The sequence below is a fragment of the Shimia sp. FJ5 genome (genome assembly GCF_032918335.1).
In the GTDB taxonomy this organism is placed as follows: domain Bacteria; phylum Pseudomonadota; class Alphaproteobacteria; order Rhodobacterales; family Rhodobacteraceae; genus Shimia; species Shimia aestuarii_A.
Map to the genome: position 1 here is coordinate 25,041 of NZ_JAWJUV010000008.1, position 16,478 is coordinate 41,518.

Consider the following 16,478-nt stretch of genomic DNA (forward strand, 5'->3'; position numbering starts at 1 on the left):
TCCCGTTGTGTGGCGGTGTCAGGTCTTGAAGACGCGGTAGATCGCCGGGATCACCAGGACGGTGAGAAGCGTCGAACTTAGCAAACCAAACAAAAGCGAAATCGCGAGACCCTGAAAGATCGGGTCTGCGAGGATCACCACCGCGCCGATCATGGCGGCAATGGCTGTGAGCAAGATCGGCTTGAAGCGGATCGACCCGGCGGCGATGAGCGTCTCCACAAGCGGGGTCTCGTCGCGGCCTTCGTGGCGGATAAAGTCCACGAGAAGGATCGAGTTGCGCACAATGATGCCGGCAAGCGCGATAAAGCCGATCATGGAGGTGGCCGAGAAGGGCGCTTCAAAGAGCCAGTGACCACCGATGATGCCGAGGAAGGTCAGCGGCACCGGCGTCAGCACCACGAGCGGCAGGCGGAACGAGCCGAACTGCGCCACGACGAGGATGTAGATGCCGAGAAGGGCGACGGCAAAGGCCGCGCCCATGTCGCGGAAGGTCACCCATGTGACCTCCCATTCGCCGTCCCAAAGGAGGGTGACGTGGGTTTCATCCTCGGGCTGGCCATTGAGGGCAATCACCGGCTTGCGACCTTCGGGCCAGTCCATCGCGTCGAGCGCCTCTGCCACGGCGAGCATCCCGTAGAGCGGTGCTTCGAAATCCCCGGCCAACTCGGCGGTGACCATTTCGGCTGGGCGGCCATTGTGCCGGAAGACCGGGTAGGAGGCGCGCTCTTCCTCGATATGAACCACGTCGCCAAGCTCGACCACGCCGCGCGCGCCGGGAAGGACATTGGCGGGGATCGGGGTCGAGAGGAAGCGTTCGTCTACCACGCGGTCGGCCTTGTCGCGCTCGACCACGATGGGGATCGGGCGGCGGCCGTCTTCGCGGTGCGAATAGCCGACGGTCGCGCCACCGTTCAGGATTCCGATGGTCGAGAAGACATCCGCTTCCTGCACACCGAAGAATTCCATCTGGTCGGTGTCGAGAGAGACGCGCAGCTTGCGGGCCTGTTCCCCGAAGCTATCGTCGACATCGACCACGAAGGGCACGCTTTCGAAGGCTTCGCGGATTTTCGCGGCGGCGGCGCGGCGGGTCTCGCCATCGGGGCCATAGACCTCGGCCAGAAGCGTGGCGATGACCGGCGGGCCGGGGGGCGGCTCGACCGTCTTGAGAGAGGTGCCGGGCGGCACGTCGAGCGCCATGATCCGCTCGCGTATCTCCAGCGCGATCTCGTGGCTGGTGCGGTCGCGGTGGTGTTTTGCGGCGAGGTTGATCTGCACGTCGCCAAGTTGTGGCTCTTCGCGCAGATAATAGTGACGCACGAGGCCGTTGAAATTGAACGGCGCGGCGGTGCCGGCATAGGTCTGGGCCGAGATCACCTCGGGCATCTTGAGCACTTCGGAGGCGACGGCGCGGGCCACAGCGTCGGTGTCTTCAACCGCCGCGCCTTCGGGCAGGTCAATGACCACGGCCAGCTCGGACTTGTTGTCAAAGGGCAGGAGTTTGACCGTCACGTCCTTGGTATAAAAGGCCGCCATGGAGCCGAAGCTCAGGATGAAGGCGGCGAGGATGAAGAGCCCGCTACGCACCTTGGTCTTGAGGAGCGGCACGGCGACGACGCGGTAGAGACGGCCAAGGCGGCCCCCATGACCATCGCCATGATCGTGCAGGGGGGCGTTGCCCGCGATCTTGAGCATGAGCCAAGGTGTGATGATGACTGCGACGAAGAAGGAGAAGATCATCGCCGCGGAAGCATTGGCCGGGATCGGTGACATGTAGGGCCCCATGAGGCCGGAGACGAAGAGCATCGGCAGGAGGGCGGCAACCACGGTCAGCGTTGCGACGATGGTCGGGTTGCCGACCTCGGCCACGGCGCGGATCGCCTTTTCGGCGCGGCTGCCTTTGCCTTTCATGCCCCAGTGACGGGCGATGTTCTCGATCACCACGATGGCGTCATCGACGAGGATACCGATCGAGAAGATCAGCGCGAAGAGAGAGACGCGGTTGAGGGTGTAGCCCATGATCCAGGCGGCAAAGAGCGTCAGGAGGATGGTCACCGGGATCACCACGGCGACCACGATGCTCTCGCGCCAGCCAATGGCAAAGAGAACGAGCGCCACGATAGAGACCGTCGCAAGGCCAAGGTGAAACAGAAGCTCGTTGGCTTTCTCGTTGGCGGTCTCGCCATAGTCGCGGGTCACGTCGATATGAACGCTATCGGGGATCAGGTTGTGTTCGAGGCTATGGACGCGGTGCAGGATTTCCTCGGCCACGACCACGGCATTGGCGCCTGCGCGCTTGGCGATGGCGAGGGTAACGGCAGGGGTTGCTGTCGTCGTGTCGCCCGCACGGGTGAGGTTGGCGACGATGCTTTGGGAGGTGTCGGGGATATAGGAGACATCGGCCACGTCGCGCACATAGACGGGACGACCGTCGCGCGCTGTCAGCAGGAGATTGGCAATCTCGGACGGGGCCGAGAGGGTTTCGCCCGCGACAAGCGCGATCTGGTCGCCGCCATCACGCACAAGGCCCGCGGGCATGGCGCGGTTGGCGCCTTCGACCTTACCGGCGAGTTGTTGCAGGGTGATGCCGAAAAGGGCGAGGCGTTCGGGATCGGGGGCGATGCGGATCGCCTCGGGACTGTCGCCAACGATATAGGTCAGGCCGACGTTTTCGATCTTGGCGACCTCGACCTGAAGCTCGCGGGCGATGCGGGTGAGGTCGTTGGCGGTCATGTCGCCGCCCGTGTCTTCGGGTGTCAGGGTCAGCGAGACGATGGCCACATCGTCGATGCCACGCCCGACAATGAGGGGGGCGTCGATGCCGACCGGGATGCGGTCTTTGTTGGCGCGGATTTTCTCATGCACGCGCAGAATCGCGGCGTCGGCGGAGGTGCCGACGAGAAAGCGCGCAGTGACCATCGCGTAGTCATCGCGGGTCGAGGAATAGACGTGCTCGACCTCGTTGATGCCCTTGACGATGGTTTCCATCGGTTCGGTTACAAGCTTGATCGCATCTTCGGCCCGAAGCCCCGGCGCTTGGATGTGGATATCGACGAGGGGGACCGAGATTTGCGGCTCTTCCTCGCGCGGGAGGCTTATGAGCGCAACAAGGCCCACGGCCAGCGCCGCGAGGATCATCAGCGGTGTCAGGGGCGACTTGATGAAGGCGCGGGTGAGCGCCCCGGCGATGCCGAGCGGGCCGCGTTTCTCTTGGGGGGGCGTGGTGTCGTCAGTCATCGGTCGGGTCCACCAGCGTTTCGCCGCCCGACAGGCCGCTCAGGATTTCCACGACCGCCACACCGTCCTGCATCGAACGCGCGCCGGGCACGACCGTGCGGCGCACCGGGGTGCCGTCCGGCCCTGCGACAGTGACGAAATCCAGTCCCATGCGCGTGGTGAGCGCGGATTCGGGCACCACCACGGCCTCGCGTGTGCCGATGGGGAGGCGGACGAGGACGCGGGCATTGACGAAATCGCTATTGAGGTTGGGGATTTCGACATCGGCGATGACGCGGCCGTTTTCGATATTGGGATAGACCTTGGCGAGGCGGCCTGTGGTCTCGGCCCCGTTCTCGCCGACCATGATCTCGGCCCCTTCCGCAAGGTGGGCAGCATGGCGTTCCGGTACGGCGAGGCGCAGGAAGAAGCCGCCACCGCCGATCTGGGCCACCACCTCGCCGGGCATGATGACGGTGCCGGAGGTGAGCGGCACGTCGAGCACCTTGCCGGCCAGTGGAGCAAGGACCGCGCCCTCTGCGGCCTGTTGTTCGACGACGCTTTTTTCGGCGCGGGTGGCGTCGATCTGGTTCTCGAGCACCTCGACTTGGGTTCGGAGCGCGTCGAGGCGCTGGGCCGTGGTCACGCCGCGTTCAAGGAGGTCTTCGCCGCGTTTGAGTTCGGCGCGGGCATTGTCGAGCTGTGAGCCAAGGGCGTCGATCTGGGCCTGCACGGCGTCGAGTTGCAGGGCGAGTTTTTCGTCGCGGATCGTGGCGATCACCGCATCCTTGGCAACACCGTCGCCTTCTTCGACCGTGATCTCGACCACGACACCGCCAATGCGCGAGCGCGCGGGGATCATATCGCGGGCTTCGACGCGTCCGAAGACGGACTTCCATTCCGTGAGCGTCACCGCCCTTGCGGTTTCTGCGGCGGCGGTTTGGGAAAACGAGGTCAGGACGAGGCAGAGGCCAATCATCGGACCAAGAATCGGTTGTCGCATGGTGGAGAACTCCTCGAACACCGGGTTTCGCATTTATATGCAAAAAAACGAATATGATGCAAGGGCTCGTTTTGCATCGCTCGAATGAGGAAGAGACTATGCCCCGCGTGCGCTCCTGTGAATGGAATTCTCTGGCGTCGCATTTCGCCTTCTCGTGCGCGCAGGGCTCTGGCATGATGGGCCGCGTTGCCCGAAAGGAGAGCCGCATGAAAGCCCTGACCCCTGACAGCATAGCCAAGCCCTTTGCCGCCTATAGCCACGGTATCGCGACCGAGGCGTCCCGGCTTGTCGTGACGAGCGGGCAGCTTGCGGTCGATGCGGAGGGCCATGTGCCGGAGGGGGCCGAGGCGCAGGCCGATCTCTGTTTCGCCAATATCGACGCGATCCTTGCCGAAGCAGGGCTTGGGCGCGGCGATATCCTGCGTCTCAATGCCTATGTGACGGATCGCGCGCATATGGCGGGCTACATGGCGGCGCGGGATCGGTTCACGGCGGGGCTTGCCGTCTTGCCCGCCTCGACGCTTGTCATCGTGAGCGGCTTTACCCGGCCTGAATTCGTGGTCGAGATCGAGGCCATTGCTGCTGCGACATAAACGCATGCTGCATATGCATTCATAAAAGAGCCATAAAAATCCGGCATCTGCTGCCTTGTTTCTGGGCGTTTTTCGCGCGCGCAGAAAAAATTTACGGACAAGCGCCGCCCGTATGTTGCAGGCTTGAGATAGGTCAATGTCGCCGTCTTTTGGGCGGCGTAGCTGCGAGATGCGGGGTCTGTCAGGAGGGGCAGATCGGGGGAGTCGCGTCGCTGAAACCAGGATTGGAACGACAGATGACAGGCCACCCCCATTTCGACCGCCCCGATAGACCCGAAAAACCCCGCGCCAAGGATAGTGTCGCCGAGGTTGCAAGCACTGTGGACACCGCCACGCACGCGATGTTCAGCGAGTTGACCGGCGGCCTTTCCCCGGCGGCGCTTGGGCTTGTTTACATGGATTGGGCGCTGCACCTTGCGGCGTCGCCCGGCAAGCAGGCCGAGTTGGCGTATTCCGCCTTTGAGAAACAGACCGAATTTGCGCAATACCTGACGCGTTGTGCCATGGGGGGCAGCACGGGGCGCTGTTCCGCAGAGCAACGCAAGGATCGCAGGTTCCGCCATCCCGATTGGGAGGCGAAACCCTTCTCGGCCTATAAGGAGGCCTTTCTCCTGGCGCAGGAATGGTGGGAAGAGGCGACAAGCAATGTGCGCGGTGTGAGCGAGGCGGATGAAAAGGCCGTAAGATTCGCCGCACGACAAGTGCTCGACGCGCTTTCGCCTGCGAATTTCCCGGTCACCAACCCCGAGATCATCGAGAAGACGGTCGAGAGCAACGGCACGAATATCGTCGCGGGGATGCGCAATTACCTCGACGATCTACAACACACGATGCTCCATGAACGGTTCGGGGCGGAGTCGGACTATGCCGTTGGCAAGACGCTTGCCGTGACGCCCGGCAAGGTCGTCTATCGCAATCATCTCATCGAATTGATCCAGTATGAACCGACGACCGCCAAGGTGCGCCCGGAGCCGGTGTTGATCGTGCCGGCGTGGATCATGAAATACTATATCCTCGACCTCAGCGCGCATAACTCGATGGTCAAATACCTGACCGAGCAGGGCTATACCGTGTTCATGATCTCATGGCGCAACCCGGATGCCGACGACGCAGAGCTTGGCTTTGACGACTACCGCCTTCAAGGGCCGATGGCGGCGCTTGATGAGATCGAAAAGATCACCGGGGCGCAGAAAATCCATAGCGCGGGCTATTGCCTTGGCGGCACGCTCCTGTCGGTGGCGGCGGCAACGATGGCGCGCGATGGGGATGAGCGGCTGGCGTCGATGACGCTTTTCGCGGCGCAGGTCGATTTCACCGAGGCGGGCGAGTTGATGCTTTTCATAAATGAAAGCCAGGTGGCCTTCCTCGAGGACATGATGTGGAAGAAGGGTTATCTCGACGCGACACAAATGTCGGGCGCGTTTCAGCTTTTGCGCTCGGCCGACCTTGTTTGGTCGCGCATCCAGCATGAATACCTCATGGGAGAGAAGCCGCGCTATAACGACCTGATGTCGTGGAACGCGGATACGACGCGGATGCCCTACCGGATGCATTCGGAATACCTGCGCAAGCTGTTCCTTGAGAACCAGTTTGCCGATGGCAAGTTCATGGTCGGAGACGAACCGGTGTTCCCCGGCGATATCACGGTGCCGATCTTTGCGGTGGGGACCGAAACAGACCATGTTGCGCCGTGGAAATCGGCGTTCAAGATCGAGGCGCTGACGCGCTCGGATGTGACCTTTGTGCTGACCAATGGTGGGCATAACGCGGGTGTGGTGTCGGAACCCGGCCACCCGCGCCGTCACTACATGGTGCACACATCAAACGACAAGGACCGCTATCTCTCGCCGGATCACTGGCAGGAGGTTGCGGATCGGGAGGAGGGCTCGTGGTGGCCTGCATGGACCAAATGGCTGGACGACCGGTCCGGCGATGCGGTCAAGCCGCCGAAAATGGGCAAAGCGCTTTGCGATGCGCCCGGCACCTACATCCTGATGGAGTAAGCCATGACCCCGAAAACCGGACCTCTCGCAGGCAAACGCGGCTTGATCGTCGGCGTTGCCAATCACCATTCCATTGCCGCAGGCTGTGCCGAGGTGCTCTCGGAAGCAGGTGCGACGCTCGCGCTTAGCTATCTGTCGGACAAGGCCAAGGGATTCGTGGAGCCCGTGGCCGAGGCGGTCGGGGCGGAGATGCTCTTGCCGCTTGATGTGACAGACGATGCGCAGATGGAGTCGGCGTTCGACAAGATCGCAACGGAATGGGGAGGGCTGGACTTTCTGCTGCACTCCATCGCGTTCTGTCCCAAGGACGACCTTCATGGGCGGGTGACGGATAGTTCGCGCGAGGGGTTCACCCTTGCGATGGATATCTCGGTGCATTCCTTCGCCCGTATGGCGCGGCTTGCCGAGCCGTTGATGCGCGACGGGGGAAGCCTCCTCACGGTGAGCTATTATGGCGCCGAGAAGGTTGTCGATCATTACAACGTCATGGGACCAGTGAAGGCCGCACTTGAGAGCCTCACGCGCTACATGGCGGCGGAGTTGGGGCCGGAGGGCATCCGGGTCAACGCGATTTCGCCGGGGCCGCTCATGACGCGGGCGGCGTCGGGGATCGACCATTTCGACGACCTCACCCACAATGCCGAAACCCGTGCGCCGCTGCGCCGTCTCGTGACGATCCGCGAGGTTGGGCAGGCGGCGCTCTGCCTCTTGTCAGAGCAGTCCTCGGCCATGACGGGCAACGTCATGTATGTCGATGGCGGCTACCACGTGATGTCCTGAGGGGCGGGCCATGCAATATATCGAGAACCGCACCTATGACGAGATCGCGGTGGGTGATAGCGCCGAGATGGTGCGCACCCTAACCGCGGCGGATATCGACCTTTTCGCCATCATGTCGGGCGATGTGAACCCCGCGCATCTTGATGCGGAGTTCGCGCGCGACGAGGTTTTCCACAAGGTCATCGCGCATGGTATGTGGGGCGGGGCGCTTATTTCGGCAGTGCTTGGCACGGAACTGCCGGGGCCGGGGACGATCTACCTCAATCAATCTCTGAGCTTTCGCCGTCCGGTCGGGCTTGGCGATCGGATCACTGTGCGGGTGACGGTGCGCGAGAAGGGCGAAAAAGGGCATGTGACCCTTGAGTGCCTATGCCTCAATGATGCGGGCAAGGCGGTCATCAAGGGCGAGGCCGAGGTCATCGCGCCGGATCACAAGATCCGCCGCCCGCGGGCGCACCTGCCGGATGTGCATCTGCATCATCATGGCCGCGCCTACGAGACCCTGCTTCAGGCCGCCAAGGCCGCGCCAGTGATCCGGGTGGCCTCGGTGATGCCGGTGACGCCGCGCGCGTTGGAAGGCGCGATGGAAGCGGCACGCATGGGGTTGAGCGAGGCAGTGTTGATCGGGCCAGAGGGCGATATTCGTGATCTGGCGGAAGAGATCGGTGTCGATCTTTCCGGTGTGATGGTCCACGAGGCCGGATCGGCGCAGGCGGCGATTGCCCGCGCGGTTGAGATGGTCGGCGCGGGGCAGGTCGATGCACTTGACGAGGGCTCTGCGCGATTGCGGCCCCTAGTGCGCGGCGTGCGCCCGGCATTGGCGACGGCGCGGGTCATGAGCCACGCCTTCGCGCTTGATGTGCCGGGCTATGACAAGCCGTTGATCGTCACCGACGGGCTTATCAATACAAAGCCCGATCTCGAGACCAAGGCGGATATCCTTCAGAACGCGATTGAGCTTGCTCATGCGCTTGGCGTGGCAGATCCGAAAGTGGCGCTCCTGTCGGCGCTGGAGGAGGTCACGCCGGATATCGCGGCCACGATTGATGCCGCCGCGCTTTGCAAGATGGCGCAGCGGGGGCAGATCACAGGCGGGACGCTCGACGGTCCGATGGGGTTTGATACGGCGATCTCGGCCCGCATCGCGGCGCAGTTTCCGGGCAAGCCGGGCGTAGCGGGGCAGGCGGATGTGCTCATGGCGCCGGGGCTTGAGGCGGGGAATGTCATCGCCAAACAGCTCGTGCATCTTGCCGGGGCCGAGGCCGCGGGGGTGATCCTTGGCGCGCGTGTGCCGATCATCGCCAATGGCCGCGCCGACAGCCTGCGGGCCAAGGTTGGGTCGGTCGCGCTTGCAGCGCTTCTGCGGCGGCATCAGGCGGCGCAGATCGGCGTTTGACGCAGTCGATGCAAAGCGAAAAAGCCCCGACCGATTGGCCGAGGCTTTATTTCGTTCACTGTCCCAGAGACTTAGCCGATGGCGGCGGCTTTCACGTCGGCGTCGATATAGGGCAGGTATTGCTCGAAGTTGTCCGAGAACATCTGCACCAGTTTCGCGGCCTGACGGTCATAGGCTTCGCCGTCATCCCAGGTGCGGCGCGGGTCGAGCAGCACTTCGGCCACGCCCGGCACGTCCACCGGCACTTCGAAGCCGAAGTTCGGATCCTTGCGGAATTCCACTTCGCTCAGGCTACCGTCGAGGGCGGCGGTCAGCAGGGCGCGGGTCGCGCGGATCGGCATACGCGAACCGGTGCCGTAGGCGCCGCCGGTCCAACCGGTGTTGACGAGCCAGCAGGTCGCGCCATGGGTCGCGATCTTTTCGCGCAGCAGGTTGCCATAGACCTCGGGACGACGCGGCATGAAGGGCGCGCCGAAGCAGGTCGAGAAGGTGGGTTCGGGCTCGGTCACGCCGCGCTCGGTTCCGGCGACCTTGGAGGTAAAGCCAGAGAGGAAGTGATACATCGCCTGCGCCGGGGTGAGGCGGGCAATCGGAGGCAGAACGCCGAACGCATCACAGGTTAGCATGATGATGTTCTTTGGGTGGCCGCCGACGGCGGTTTCCGACGCGTTCGAGATGTAATGCAGCGGGTAGGCGCAGCGCATGTTGGCGGTCAGGCTGTCATCCTCGAAATCGAGTTCCTTGGTCTCTTCGTCAAAAACCATGTTCTCGATCACGGTGCCGAACTTGCCGGTGGTGGCGTAGATTTCCGGCTCGGCCTCGGGGTTGAGGTTGATGGTCTTGGCGTAGCAGCCGCCCTCGAAGTTGAAGGTGCCGTTGTCGGACCAGCCATGTTCGTCGTCGCCGATCAGAACGCGATCCGGGTCGGCGGACAGGGTGGTTTTGCCGGTGCCCGAGAGGCCGAAGAACACGGCCGCGTCCACGGGGTTGTCCTTGGCGTGGTTGGCCGAGCAGTGCATCGGCATGATGCCTTTTTCGGGCAGCAGGTAGTTCAGCAGGGTGAAGACCGATTTCTTGTTCTCGCCTGCGTATTCGGTGCCACCGATCAGGATCATCTTACGATCAAAGTTGAGCGCGATCACGGTTTCTGAACGGCAGTTGTGACGCTCGGGGTTGGCTTGGAACGAGGGGCAGTTGATGACGGTGAAATCCGCCACGAAATCGTTCAGCGCGTCACGGTCGGGACGGCGCAGCATGTGGCGGATGAAAAGGCCGTGCCATGCCAGTTCGGTCACCATGCGCACGTTGATCGCGTGCTTGGGGTCGGCGCCGCCGACGAGATCCTGCACGTGGTAGTCCTTGTCCTTCATATGCGCGATCATGTCGGCATAGAGGTTGTCGAACCCTTCCGGCGTCATCTCGGCGTTGTTCTCCCACCAGATGGTGTCGGCCACGCTATCGGTTTTGACGACGTGCTTGTCCTTCGGGGAACGGCCGGTGAACTTGCCGGTCGAAACGAGAAAGGCGCCGCCATTGCCGAGGCTGCCTTCGCCGTTTTTCAGGGCCGCTTCGATCAGAGCGGGCTCCATGAGGTTATAAAAGACATTACCCAGCCCTTCGATCCCTTGATCTTCGAGGCGGAATTGCGGGTTCACCCGTCCAAATGTCATGTTCTAACTCCTGTAGCCGACCCCTGAGAGGCGGCGGTTGTCATTCATCAAAGGCACAAAGGCCGGCGCATTGCGTCCGGTCCAAGCCCTAGATGGGCGCTCATAACATGACGATTTGATAGTTGAACAGGTCGGTTTAACGCAGTTAGCGCAACCACTTGCACGTTAGCGCCACCACCTGCCGCATTGGTCGATTTTCGCCGACGAAGGTGAGTCATTTTAGCCATTGGTCAAAGAATTCCGGCTGTAATTGATGCGGTGCGGTGCCTGATTCGCACTTTTGGATTGATCTGAATTGCAGGAAAAGCGCATACTGTCTGAAAAAATCAGGCATAAAAATCAGAGCAGAATAAGGATTTCAGCCAATGTCGAAGATCGCTTTGGTCGATGATGACAGGAATATCCTGACATCCGTAGCCATGACCCTCGAGGCGGAAGGGTTCGAGGTCGAAACATATAATGACGGGCAACAGGCGCTTGACGCCTTCAACAAGAAACTGCCGGACATGGCGGTTCTTGACATCAAGATGCCCCGTATGGACGGCATGGACCTGTTGCAGCGCCTGCGCCAGAAGACCAGCATGCCGGTCATCTTCCTGACCTCGAAGGACGATGAGATTGACGAGGTTCTTGGCCTGCGCATGGGGGCCGACGATTACGTCAAGAAACCATTCTCGCAACGCCTTCTCGTGGAACGCATCCGGGCGCTCCTGCGTCGGCAGGATGCGGTCGACGGCAATATCGTGGGCGATACCGAAGACACCAAGACGATGGAACGTGGCGAACTGACGATGGATCCGCTGCGCCACGCTGTGACGTGGAAAGGGCAGGATGTGACGCTGACGGTCACGGAATTCCTCCTGCTTCAGGCGCTCGCGCAGCGCCCCGGTTTCGTCAAGAGCCGGGATCAGCTCATGGATGTGGCCTATGACGATCAGGTCTATGTCGATGACCGCACGATCGACAGCCACATCAAGCGCTTGCGCAAGAAGATGCGCATGGTCGACGCGGAATTTTCTGCGATTGAGACGCTCTATGGCATTGGCTATAGGTACAACGAAGAGTAACCGGTGAGATGGCCTTGGCCGAACGGATAGATCTGCGCGATATGTCCCAGGGACGCGACGGTGACGTTGTTCTTGGTGATGATTGGGTCGCGCCGGAAGACAGTATGGAAACGGAAATGCGCGGCAGGCGGGAACGTCGCCGCCTGCTTCCGCTGTCCAAATCCCCGCTGACTCGCAAGATCATTACCTTCAACCTGATCGCGCTCTGTATTCTTGTGGCCGGGATCCTCTATCTCAATTCCGCCCGCGATAGCCTTGCCGTTCAGCGCGCCGCCGGATTGCTTTCCGAAGCACGCCTGATCGCGGGGGCCTTCGAGGCTCAGATGCCGGAAGGCGCGCCGGTCAACCTTGTCACGGGCGACGGTGTGAACGTTGAGCGCACGCTCGAGAAGCTGCGCATGCGCAAAGGCACCTATCTTTATGTCTATGACACCTCCGAGAACCTGATCAGCACGGCGACCGGGACGGAACTGTCTGACGAGGCCGACAAGCTTGCGGAACGCCCAAAAGGCACGCCATTCACCAGCGCGATCAACTGGATTTGGGGCCATGTCGCGGGCGAGGCCGATACCGTTAACCGCAACGCGTCGAGCGTTGTCGACCAAGCCACTGCCCTCGCTGGAAGTGTCAGCGGGCAAGGCGAAGTTCTCACCACGCTGGATGGCCCGGAAGGGAGCACGCTCTTCGCCGTCGCCGTCCCCTTTGGCCAGAGCACGGGCAATGTCGGCATCGTCGTCCTGACCAGCGCGGCAGGTGAACTTGACGATATGGTTCGCTCCGAGCGCGAGCGCGTGTTGCAGATGTTCCTGATTGCGACGGTGGTTTCGATCGGCCTCTCGATGGTGCTTGCTTCGACCATCTCTAACCCGCTTTCCGATCTGGCCGCCGCTGCCGAGATCGGCCGCGACCGCGACAATGATAGCCGCGCCGTCAATGCCGGGCGGGTGCGTATCCCCGACCTGACCGCGCGCCCCGACGAGATCGGTCGCCTATCCGGGGCGCTGCGCGGCATGGTATCGGCGCTCTATGAACGCATCGATAGCAACGAACAATTCGCCGCCGACGTGGCGCATGAGATCAAGAACCCGCTTGCCTCGCTGCGCTCCGCTGTCGGCTCGCTCCGCATGGTCAAGAAAGAAGAGTATCGCGCCAAGCTCCTTGACGTGATCGATCATGATGTGCGCCGCCTCGATCGCCTTGTGAGCGATATCTCCAATGCTTCGCGGCTCGATTCCGAACTGGTCAAAGAAGAGCAGGAAGAATTCAACCTGCTCACCATGATGGGCAACCTGACCCAGTATCTTGGCGAGGATGCGCGCAACAAGGGTATCGACTTTATCACCGACCTTCCGGATCAGGCGATTGTCATTCACGGTCTTGAGGCGCGGCTCGCGCAGGTGTTCGTCAACCTGATCACCAACGCAATCAGCTTCTGTGAAGATGGTGACGCCATTCGCGTCTGGGCGCGTCGGCGGGAGAACCGTGTGCTTGTCGTGGTCGAGGATACCGGGCCCGGTATCCCGGATCAGGCGCTCAACAAGATTTTCAACCGGTTCTATTCGCAACGTCCCGAGGATGACTTCGGCAATAACTCCGGCCTCGGCCTCGCCATCTCCAAGCAGATCGTCGAGGCACATGGCGGGGTGATCTGGGCCGAGAACATCCGCCCGACCGATGCCGACGTAACCTCGGAGCCGCTTGGCGCGCGCTTCGTCGTCGGCCTGCCGATCTGATCTTGGCGCGCACTTCCAAGACCGGCGTATCCGAAACCGTCCATGCGTCTTGCGTCGCCCATGAAGGGCGGGCGGTTCTGATCCGTGGTGCTTCGGGGCGCGGTAAATCCGCCCTCGCATTGCGCCTCATGGCGCTTGGGGCCACACTTGTCGCGGATGATCGCACCGAATTGACGCGCACCGGCGATGAGGTGATCGCCCGCTGTCCGCCTGCGATCCGCGGCATGATCGAGGCGCGCTTTGTCGGCGTGCTCGCCGCAGAGGCGCTCGAACAGGCGCCGGTGCGGCTTGTGGTTGATCTGGACCACCTCGAACAGGACCGTTTGCCGCCAAAACGCAACACCGACCTGCTCGGCCAAACCCGTCCCTTGCTTTACCGTGTCGATGCGGATCATTTCCCGGCAGCAGTGATTCACCTGCTCGCACATGGCAGAAAGGCTTGATTGATGTCCCCCGCTTCCGGCTCCGCGCTTCAGCGTCTCGTGCTCGTCACCGGCCCCTCTGGTGCCGGACGATCCACGGCGATCAAGGCGTTGGAAGATGCCGGGTATGAAACCATCGACAACCTGCCTTTCGGACTTCTCGAGCGGTTGTTCTCGGGGCCGGTGCTTGAGCGACCGATGGCACTTGGCTTGGATGTGCGGAACCGGGACTTCTCGCAAATCGCGCTGATCGAGGCGCTGGACCTGCTCGCGGAAACCGATGGCGTCGCACCGGAACTGCTCTACCTCGATTGCCAGCCTGACGTGCTGCAGCGGCGCTACTCCGAGACTCGCCGTCGCCACCCGCTCGCCCCTGGCGAGAGCCCGCTCGAGGGCATATCGCAAGAAATTGATCTCCTCAAACCGATCCGCGCGCGCGCCGATGTCCTTATCGACACGTCAGAGCTCTCGCCGCATGCACTCCGGGCCGAGATCGACCGCTGGTTCGCATCCAAGACCGGGCCGCGACTTGGCCTTACGGTTCAGTCCTTTAGCTATAAGCGTGGCCTGCCAACCGGGGTCGATCTGGTGTTCGATTGCCGCTTTCTACGCAACCCCTATTGGGAACCGTCGCTGCGCACGAAGAACGGGCTCGACGACGGCGTTGCCGCCTATGTGGAGGCGGATGAGCGCTTTGCGGCCTTCTTCTCCAAGCTGACCGATATGGTCGATATGCTTCTCCCGGCCTATCTTGCAGAGGGCCGGTCGCATGTCTCGATCGGCTTTGGCTGTACCGGTGGTCAACATCGGTCCGTATTTACCGCCGAAAGATTGGCAGCGGCCCTTGCGCAACAGGGCTGGCAGGTGTCAATTAGGCACCGCGAATTGGACCGCCGCGCCGCCTTGGCGTCGGAGGACCGATCCGGGGGCAACGCAAAGGATGGGCAAGCGTGATTGGGATCGTGATCGTGGCACATGGCGGGCTGGCGCGGGAGTACCTCGCGGCGGTCGAGCATGTGGTCGGCAACCAGCCGGGCATCCTCGCCATCACGATCGAGAACGAACATGACCGCAGCGCGAAACAGACCGAGATCTGCGCCGCCGCCGATTCCGTCGATATGGGCGATGGCGTGGTCATCGTTACCGATATGTTTGGCGGGTCGCCCTCGAACCTAAGCCTTCCGGCCTGCGCGCCGGACAATCGGCGCATGATGTTTGGCGCCAACCTGCCGATGCTCATCAAACTCGCCAAGAGCCGCAACCTCCCCGTGGTCGAGGCCGTGCGCGCGTCGCTTGAGGCAGGGCGCAAATACATCGACAGCCAAAATATAAATATGGACAGAACCCTATGAGTACGACCGTTACGCGTTCGCTTAAGATCGTGAACCAGAAGGGGCTGCACGCCCGTGCCTCGGCGAAATTGGTCGAGGTGGTCGAAGGCTTCGACGCGTCGGCAGAGGTGTCCAAGGATGGTATGAGCGCCTCGGGGGATAGTATCATGGGGCTCTTGATGCTGGCCGCTGCCAAGGGCTCGACCATTGATGTCGAGACATCCGGCCCCGACGCCGAACCTCTGGCCGCCGCCATCGAGGCGCTGGTCGTGGACAAGTTCGGCGAGGGGAACTGAGCCGGTTGAACGGAACGGCCGGACAGGAACGAAACGGGATGAACAAGATGACGCAACCGGTGGGCGGCCGCAAAGTCGATGCCGAGAGCACGGTCGAAACCTATGACCGCGCCGCGCTCACCTATGCCAATAGTTTCGATAGCTTCTGGACCTCGACCGCGATCCGCGCCATCGAATGGCTCACCGGCAAGATCACGGTGTTGCGTATGGTCAAGAAGTTCGAGCGCCGCAACGCCGAGTATCGCGGACAGGATTTCTGGCGCGGGGCGCTCGATATCATGGGCATCCCGCTCACCACTCCGGAAGACCAGATCGCCCGCATCCCCAAGGACGGCCCGGTGGTCGTCGTCGCCAATCATCCGCACGGCATGGTCGATGGCATGATCTTTGCCGATCTGATTGGGCGCGTGCGCGAGGATTACCGCATTCTGACCCGCTCGGTCCTGACCGGTCTGGATGAATCGGCCAGCTCTTTCATGATCCCGGTGCCTTTCCCCCACGATCCCGAGGCGCAGCGCAAAATGGTCGAGATGCGCGGCAAGGCCATGGCCCATCTCGCTCAGGGCGGCGTCGTGGCGCTCTTTCCCTCCGGTGTCGTGATGTCGTCAGAGACATGGATGGGCCCGGCGATCGAACAGGAATGGAACCTCTTCACCGCCAAGATGATCCGCCGCTCCGGCGCGCAGGTGGTGCCGATTTTCTTCCCCGGCTCGAACTCGCGCTGGTATCAATGGGCCTGCAAGATCTCTCCGATCTTGCGTCAGGGGCTCTTGCTCCACGAGATCGTGCGCTCCTGCAACAAGCCACAAGCCCCTGTGGTCGGCGCGCCGCTGACCGAGACCCAGATGGCGCGGCTCGAAACCGATCCACGCGGTTTCATCGCTTGGCTGCGGGACCACACGCTTGCTCTCGGCAAGAGCGCCGATTGATCCGTTCTCCTTTGTGAAAGTACTCTCAATCGCAGGCCCCAT

14 protein-coding genes are annotated in these 16,478 nt (G+C 62.1%); 11 read left to right on the forward strand and 3 right to left on the reverse strand.

Features of this window, described 5'->3' with window-relative positions; all coding sequences use genetic code 11:
* Positions 1-18 precede the first annotated feature (18 nt).
* A complete protein-coding gene (locus tag R1W01_RS17250; RefSeq protein ID WP_317275381.1) occupies positions 19-3,234 on the reverse strand; it encodes an efflux RND transporter permease subunit in 3,216 nt (1,071 codons plus the stop codon).
* Positions 3,227-4,216 (reverse strand): efflux RND transporter periplasmic adaptor subunit, encoded by a 990-nt coding sequence (locus tag R1W01_RS17255; protein WP_297755622.1) that lies wholly within the window; start codon positions 4,214-4,216, stop codon positions 3,227-3,229. The genes R1W01_RS17250 and R1W01_RS17255 overlap by 8 nt, the downstream gene beginning before the upstream one ends.
* A 206-nt stretch (positions 4,217-4,422) precedes the next feature.
* Here R1W01_RS17255 and R1W01_RS17260 point away from each other — a divergent pair, with 206 nt between their 5' ends.
* From R1W01_RS17260 to R1W01_RS17275, 4 genes are all read left to right on the forward strand, one after another.
* Positions 4,423-4,809, forward strand: coding sequence for a RidA family protein (locus tag R1W01_RS17260; RefSeq protein WP_297755625.1), 387 nt, complete (start codon positions 4,423-4,425; stop codon positions 4,807-4,809).
* A 236-nt stretch (positions 4,810-5,045) separates the two neighbouring features.
* Positions 5,046-6,812 carry a PHA/PHB synthase family protein gene (locus R1W01_RS17265; RefSeq protein ID WP_297755628.1) on the forward strand — a complete coding sequence of 589 codons (1,767 nt, stop codon included), beginning with the start codon at positions 5,046-5,048 and terminating at the stop codon, positions 6,810-6,812.
* Between the two features lie 3 nt (positions 6,813-6,815).
* Positions 6,816-7,592, forward strand: a complete 777-nt coding sequence (fabI, locus tag R1W01_RS17270; protein WP_297755631.1) for an enoyl-ACP reductase FabI — start codon at positions 6,816-6,818, stop codon at positions 7,590-7,592.
* Positions 7,593-7,602: 10 nt separating this feature from the next.
* Positions 7,603-8,988 (forward strand): bifunctional enoyl-CoA hydratase/phosphate acetyltransferase, encoded by a 1,386-nt coding sequence (locus R1W01_RS17275; RefSeq protein WP_297755634.1) that lies wholly within the window; start codon positions 7,603-7,605, stop codon positions 8,986-8,988.
* Positions 8,989-9,059: 71 nt separating this feature from the next.
* Here R1W01_RS17275 and R1W01_RS17280 read toward each other — a convergent pair whose 3' ends face one another.
* Positions 9,060-10,658: a phosphoenolpyruvate carboxykinase gene (locus R1W01_RS17280; protein WP_243611594.1), complete on the reverse strand. Its 1,599-nt coding sequence runs from the start codon at positions 10,656-10,658 to the stop codon at positions 9,060-9,062.
* A gap of 365 nt (positions 10,659-11,023) precedes the next feature.
* Between R1W01_RS17280 and R1W01_RS17285 the strand changes: the two genes are divergently transcribed.
* From R1W01_RS17285 to R1W01_RS17315, 7 genes are read left to right on the forward strand one after another with little or no spacing between them, the layout of a single operon-like run.
* Positions 11,024-11,725 carry a response regulator transcription factor gene (locus R1W01_RS17285; protein WP_243611593.1) on the forward strand — a complete coding sequence of 234 codons (702 nt, stop codon included), beginning with the start codon at positions 11,024-11,026 and terminating at the stop codon, positions 11,723-11,725.
* 8 nt (positions 11,726-11,733) lie between these two features.
* Positions 11,734-13,458: a sensor histidine kinase gene (locus tag R1W01_RS17290; protein WP_243611592.1), complete on the forward strand. Its 1,725-nt coding sequence runs from the start codon at positions 11,734-11,736 to the stop codon at positions 13,456-13,458.
* Positions 13,459-13,460: 2 nt separating this feature from the next.
* Complete coding sequence (locus tag R1W01_RS17295; protein ID WP_243611591.1) at positions 13,461-13,901, forward strand: HPr kinase/phosphorylase; 441 nt, start codon at positions 13,461-13,463, stop codon at positions 13,899-13,901.
* 3 nt (positions 13,902-13,904) lie between these two features.
* Entirely contained in the window at positions 13,905-14,834 is a 930-nt protein-coding gene (gene rapZ, locus R1W01_RS17300; RefSeq protein ID WP_243611590.1) for an RNase adapter RapZ, read from the forward strand.
* Entirely contained in the window at positions 14,831-15,232 is a 402-nt protein-coding gene (locus R1W01_RS17305; protein ID WP_243611589.1) for a PTS sugar transporter subunit IIA, read from the forward strand. The genes rapZ and R1W01_RS17305 overlap by 4 nt, the downstream gene beginning before the upstream one ends.
* Entirely contained in the window at positions 15,229-15,507 is a 279-nt protein-coding gene (locus R1W01_RS17310; protein WP_243611588.1) for an HPr family phosphocarrier protein, read from the forward strand. The genes R1W01_RS17305 and R1W01_RS17310 overlap by 4 nt, the downstream gene beginning before the upstream one ends.
* A gap of 47 nt (positions 15,508-15,554) precedes the next feature.
* Positions 15,555-16,436 (forward strand): lysophospholipid acyltransferase family protein, encoded by an 882-nt coding sequence (locus R1W01_RS17315; RefSeq protein WP_243611587.1) that lies wholly within the window; start codon positions 15,555-15,557, stop codon positions 16,434-16,436.
* Positions 16,437-16,478 lie beyond the last annotated feature (42 nt).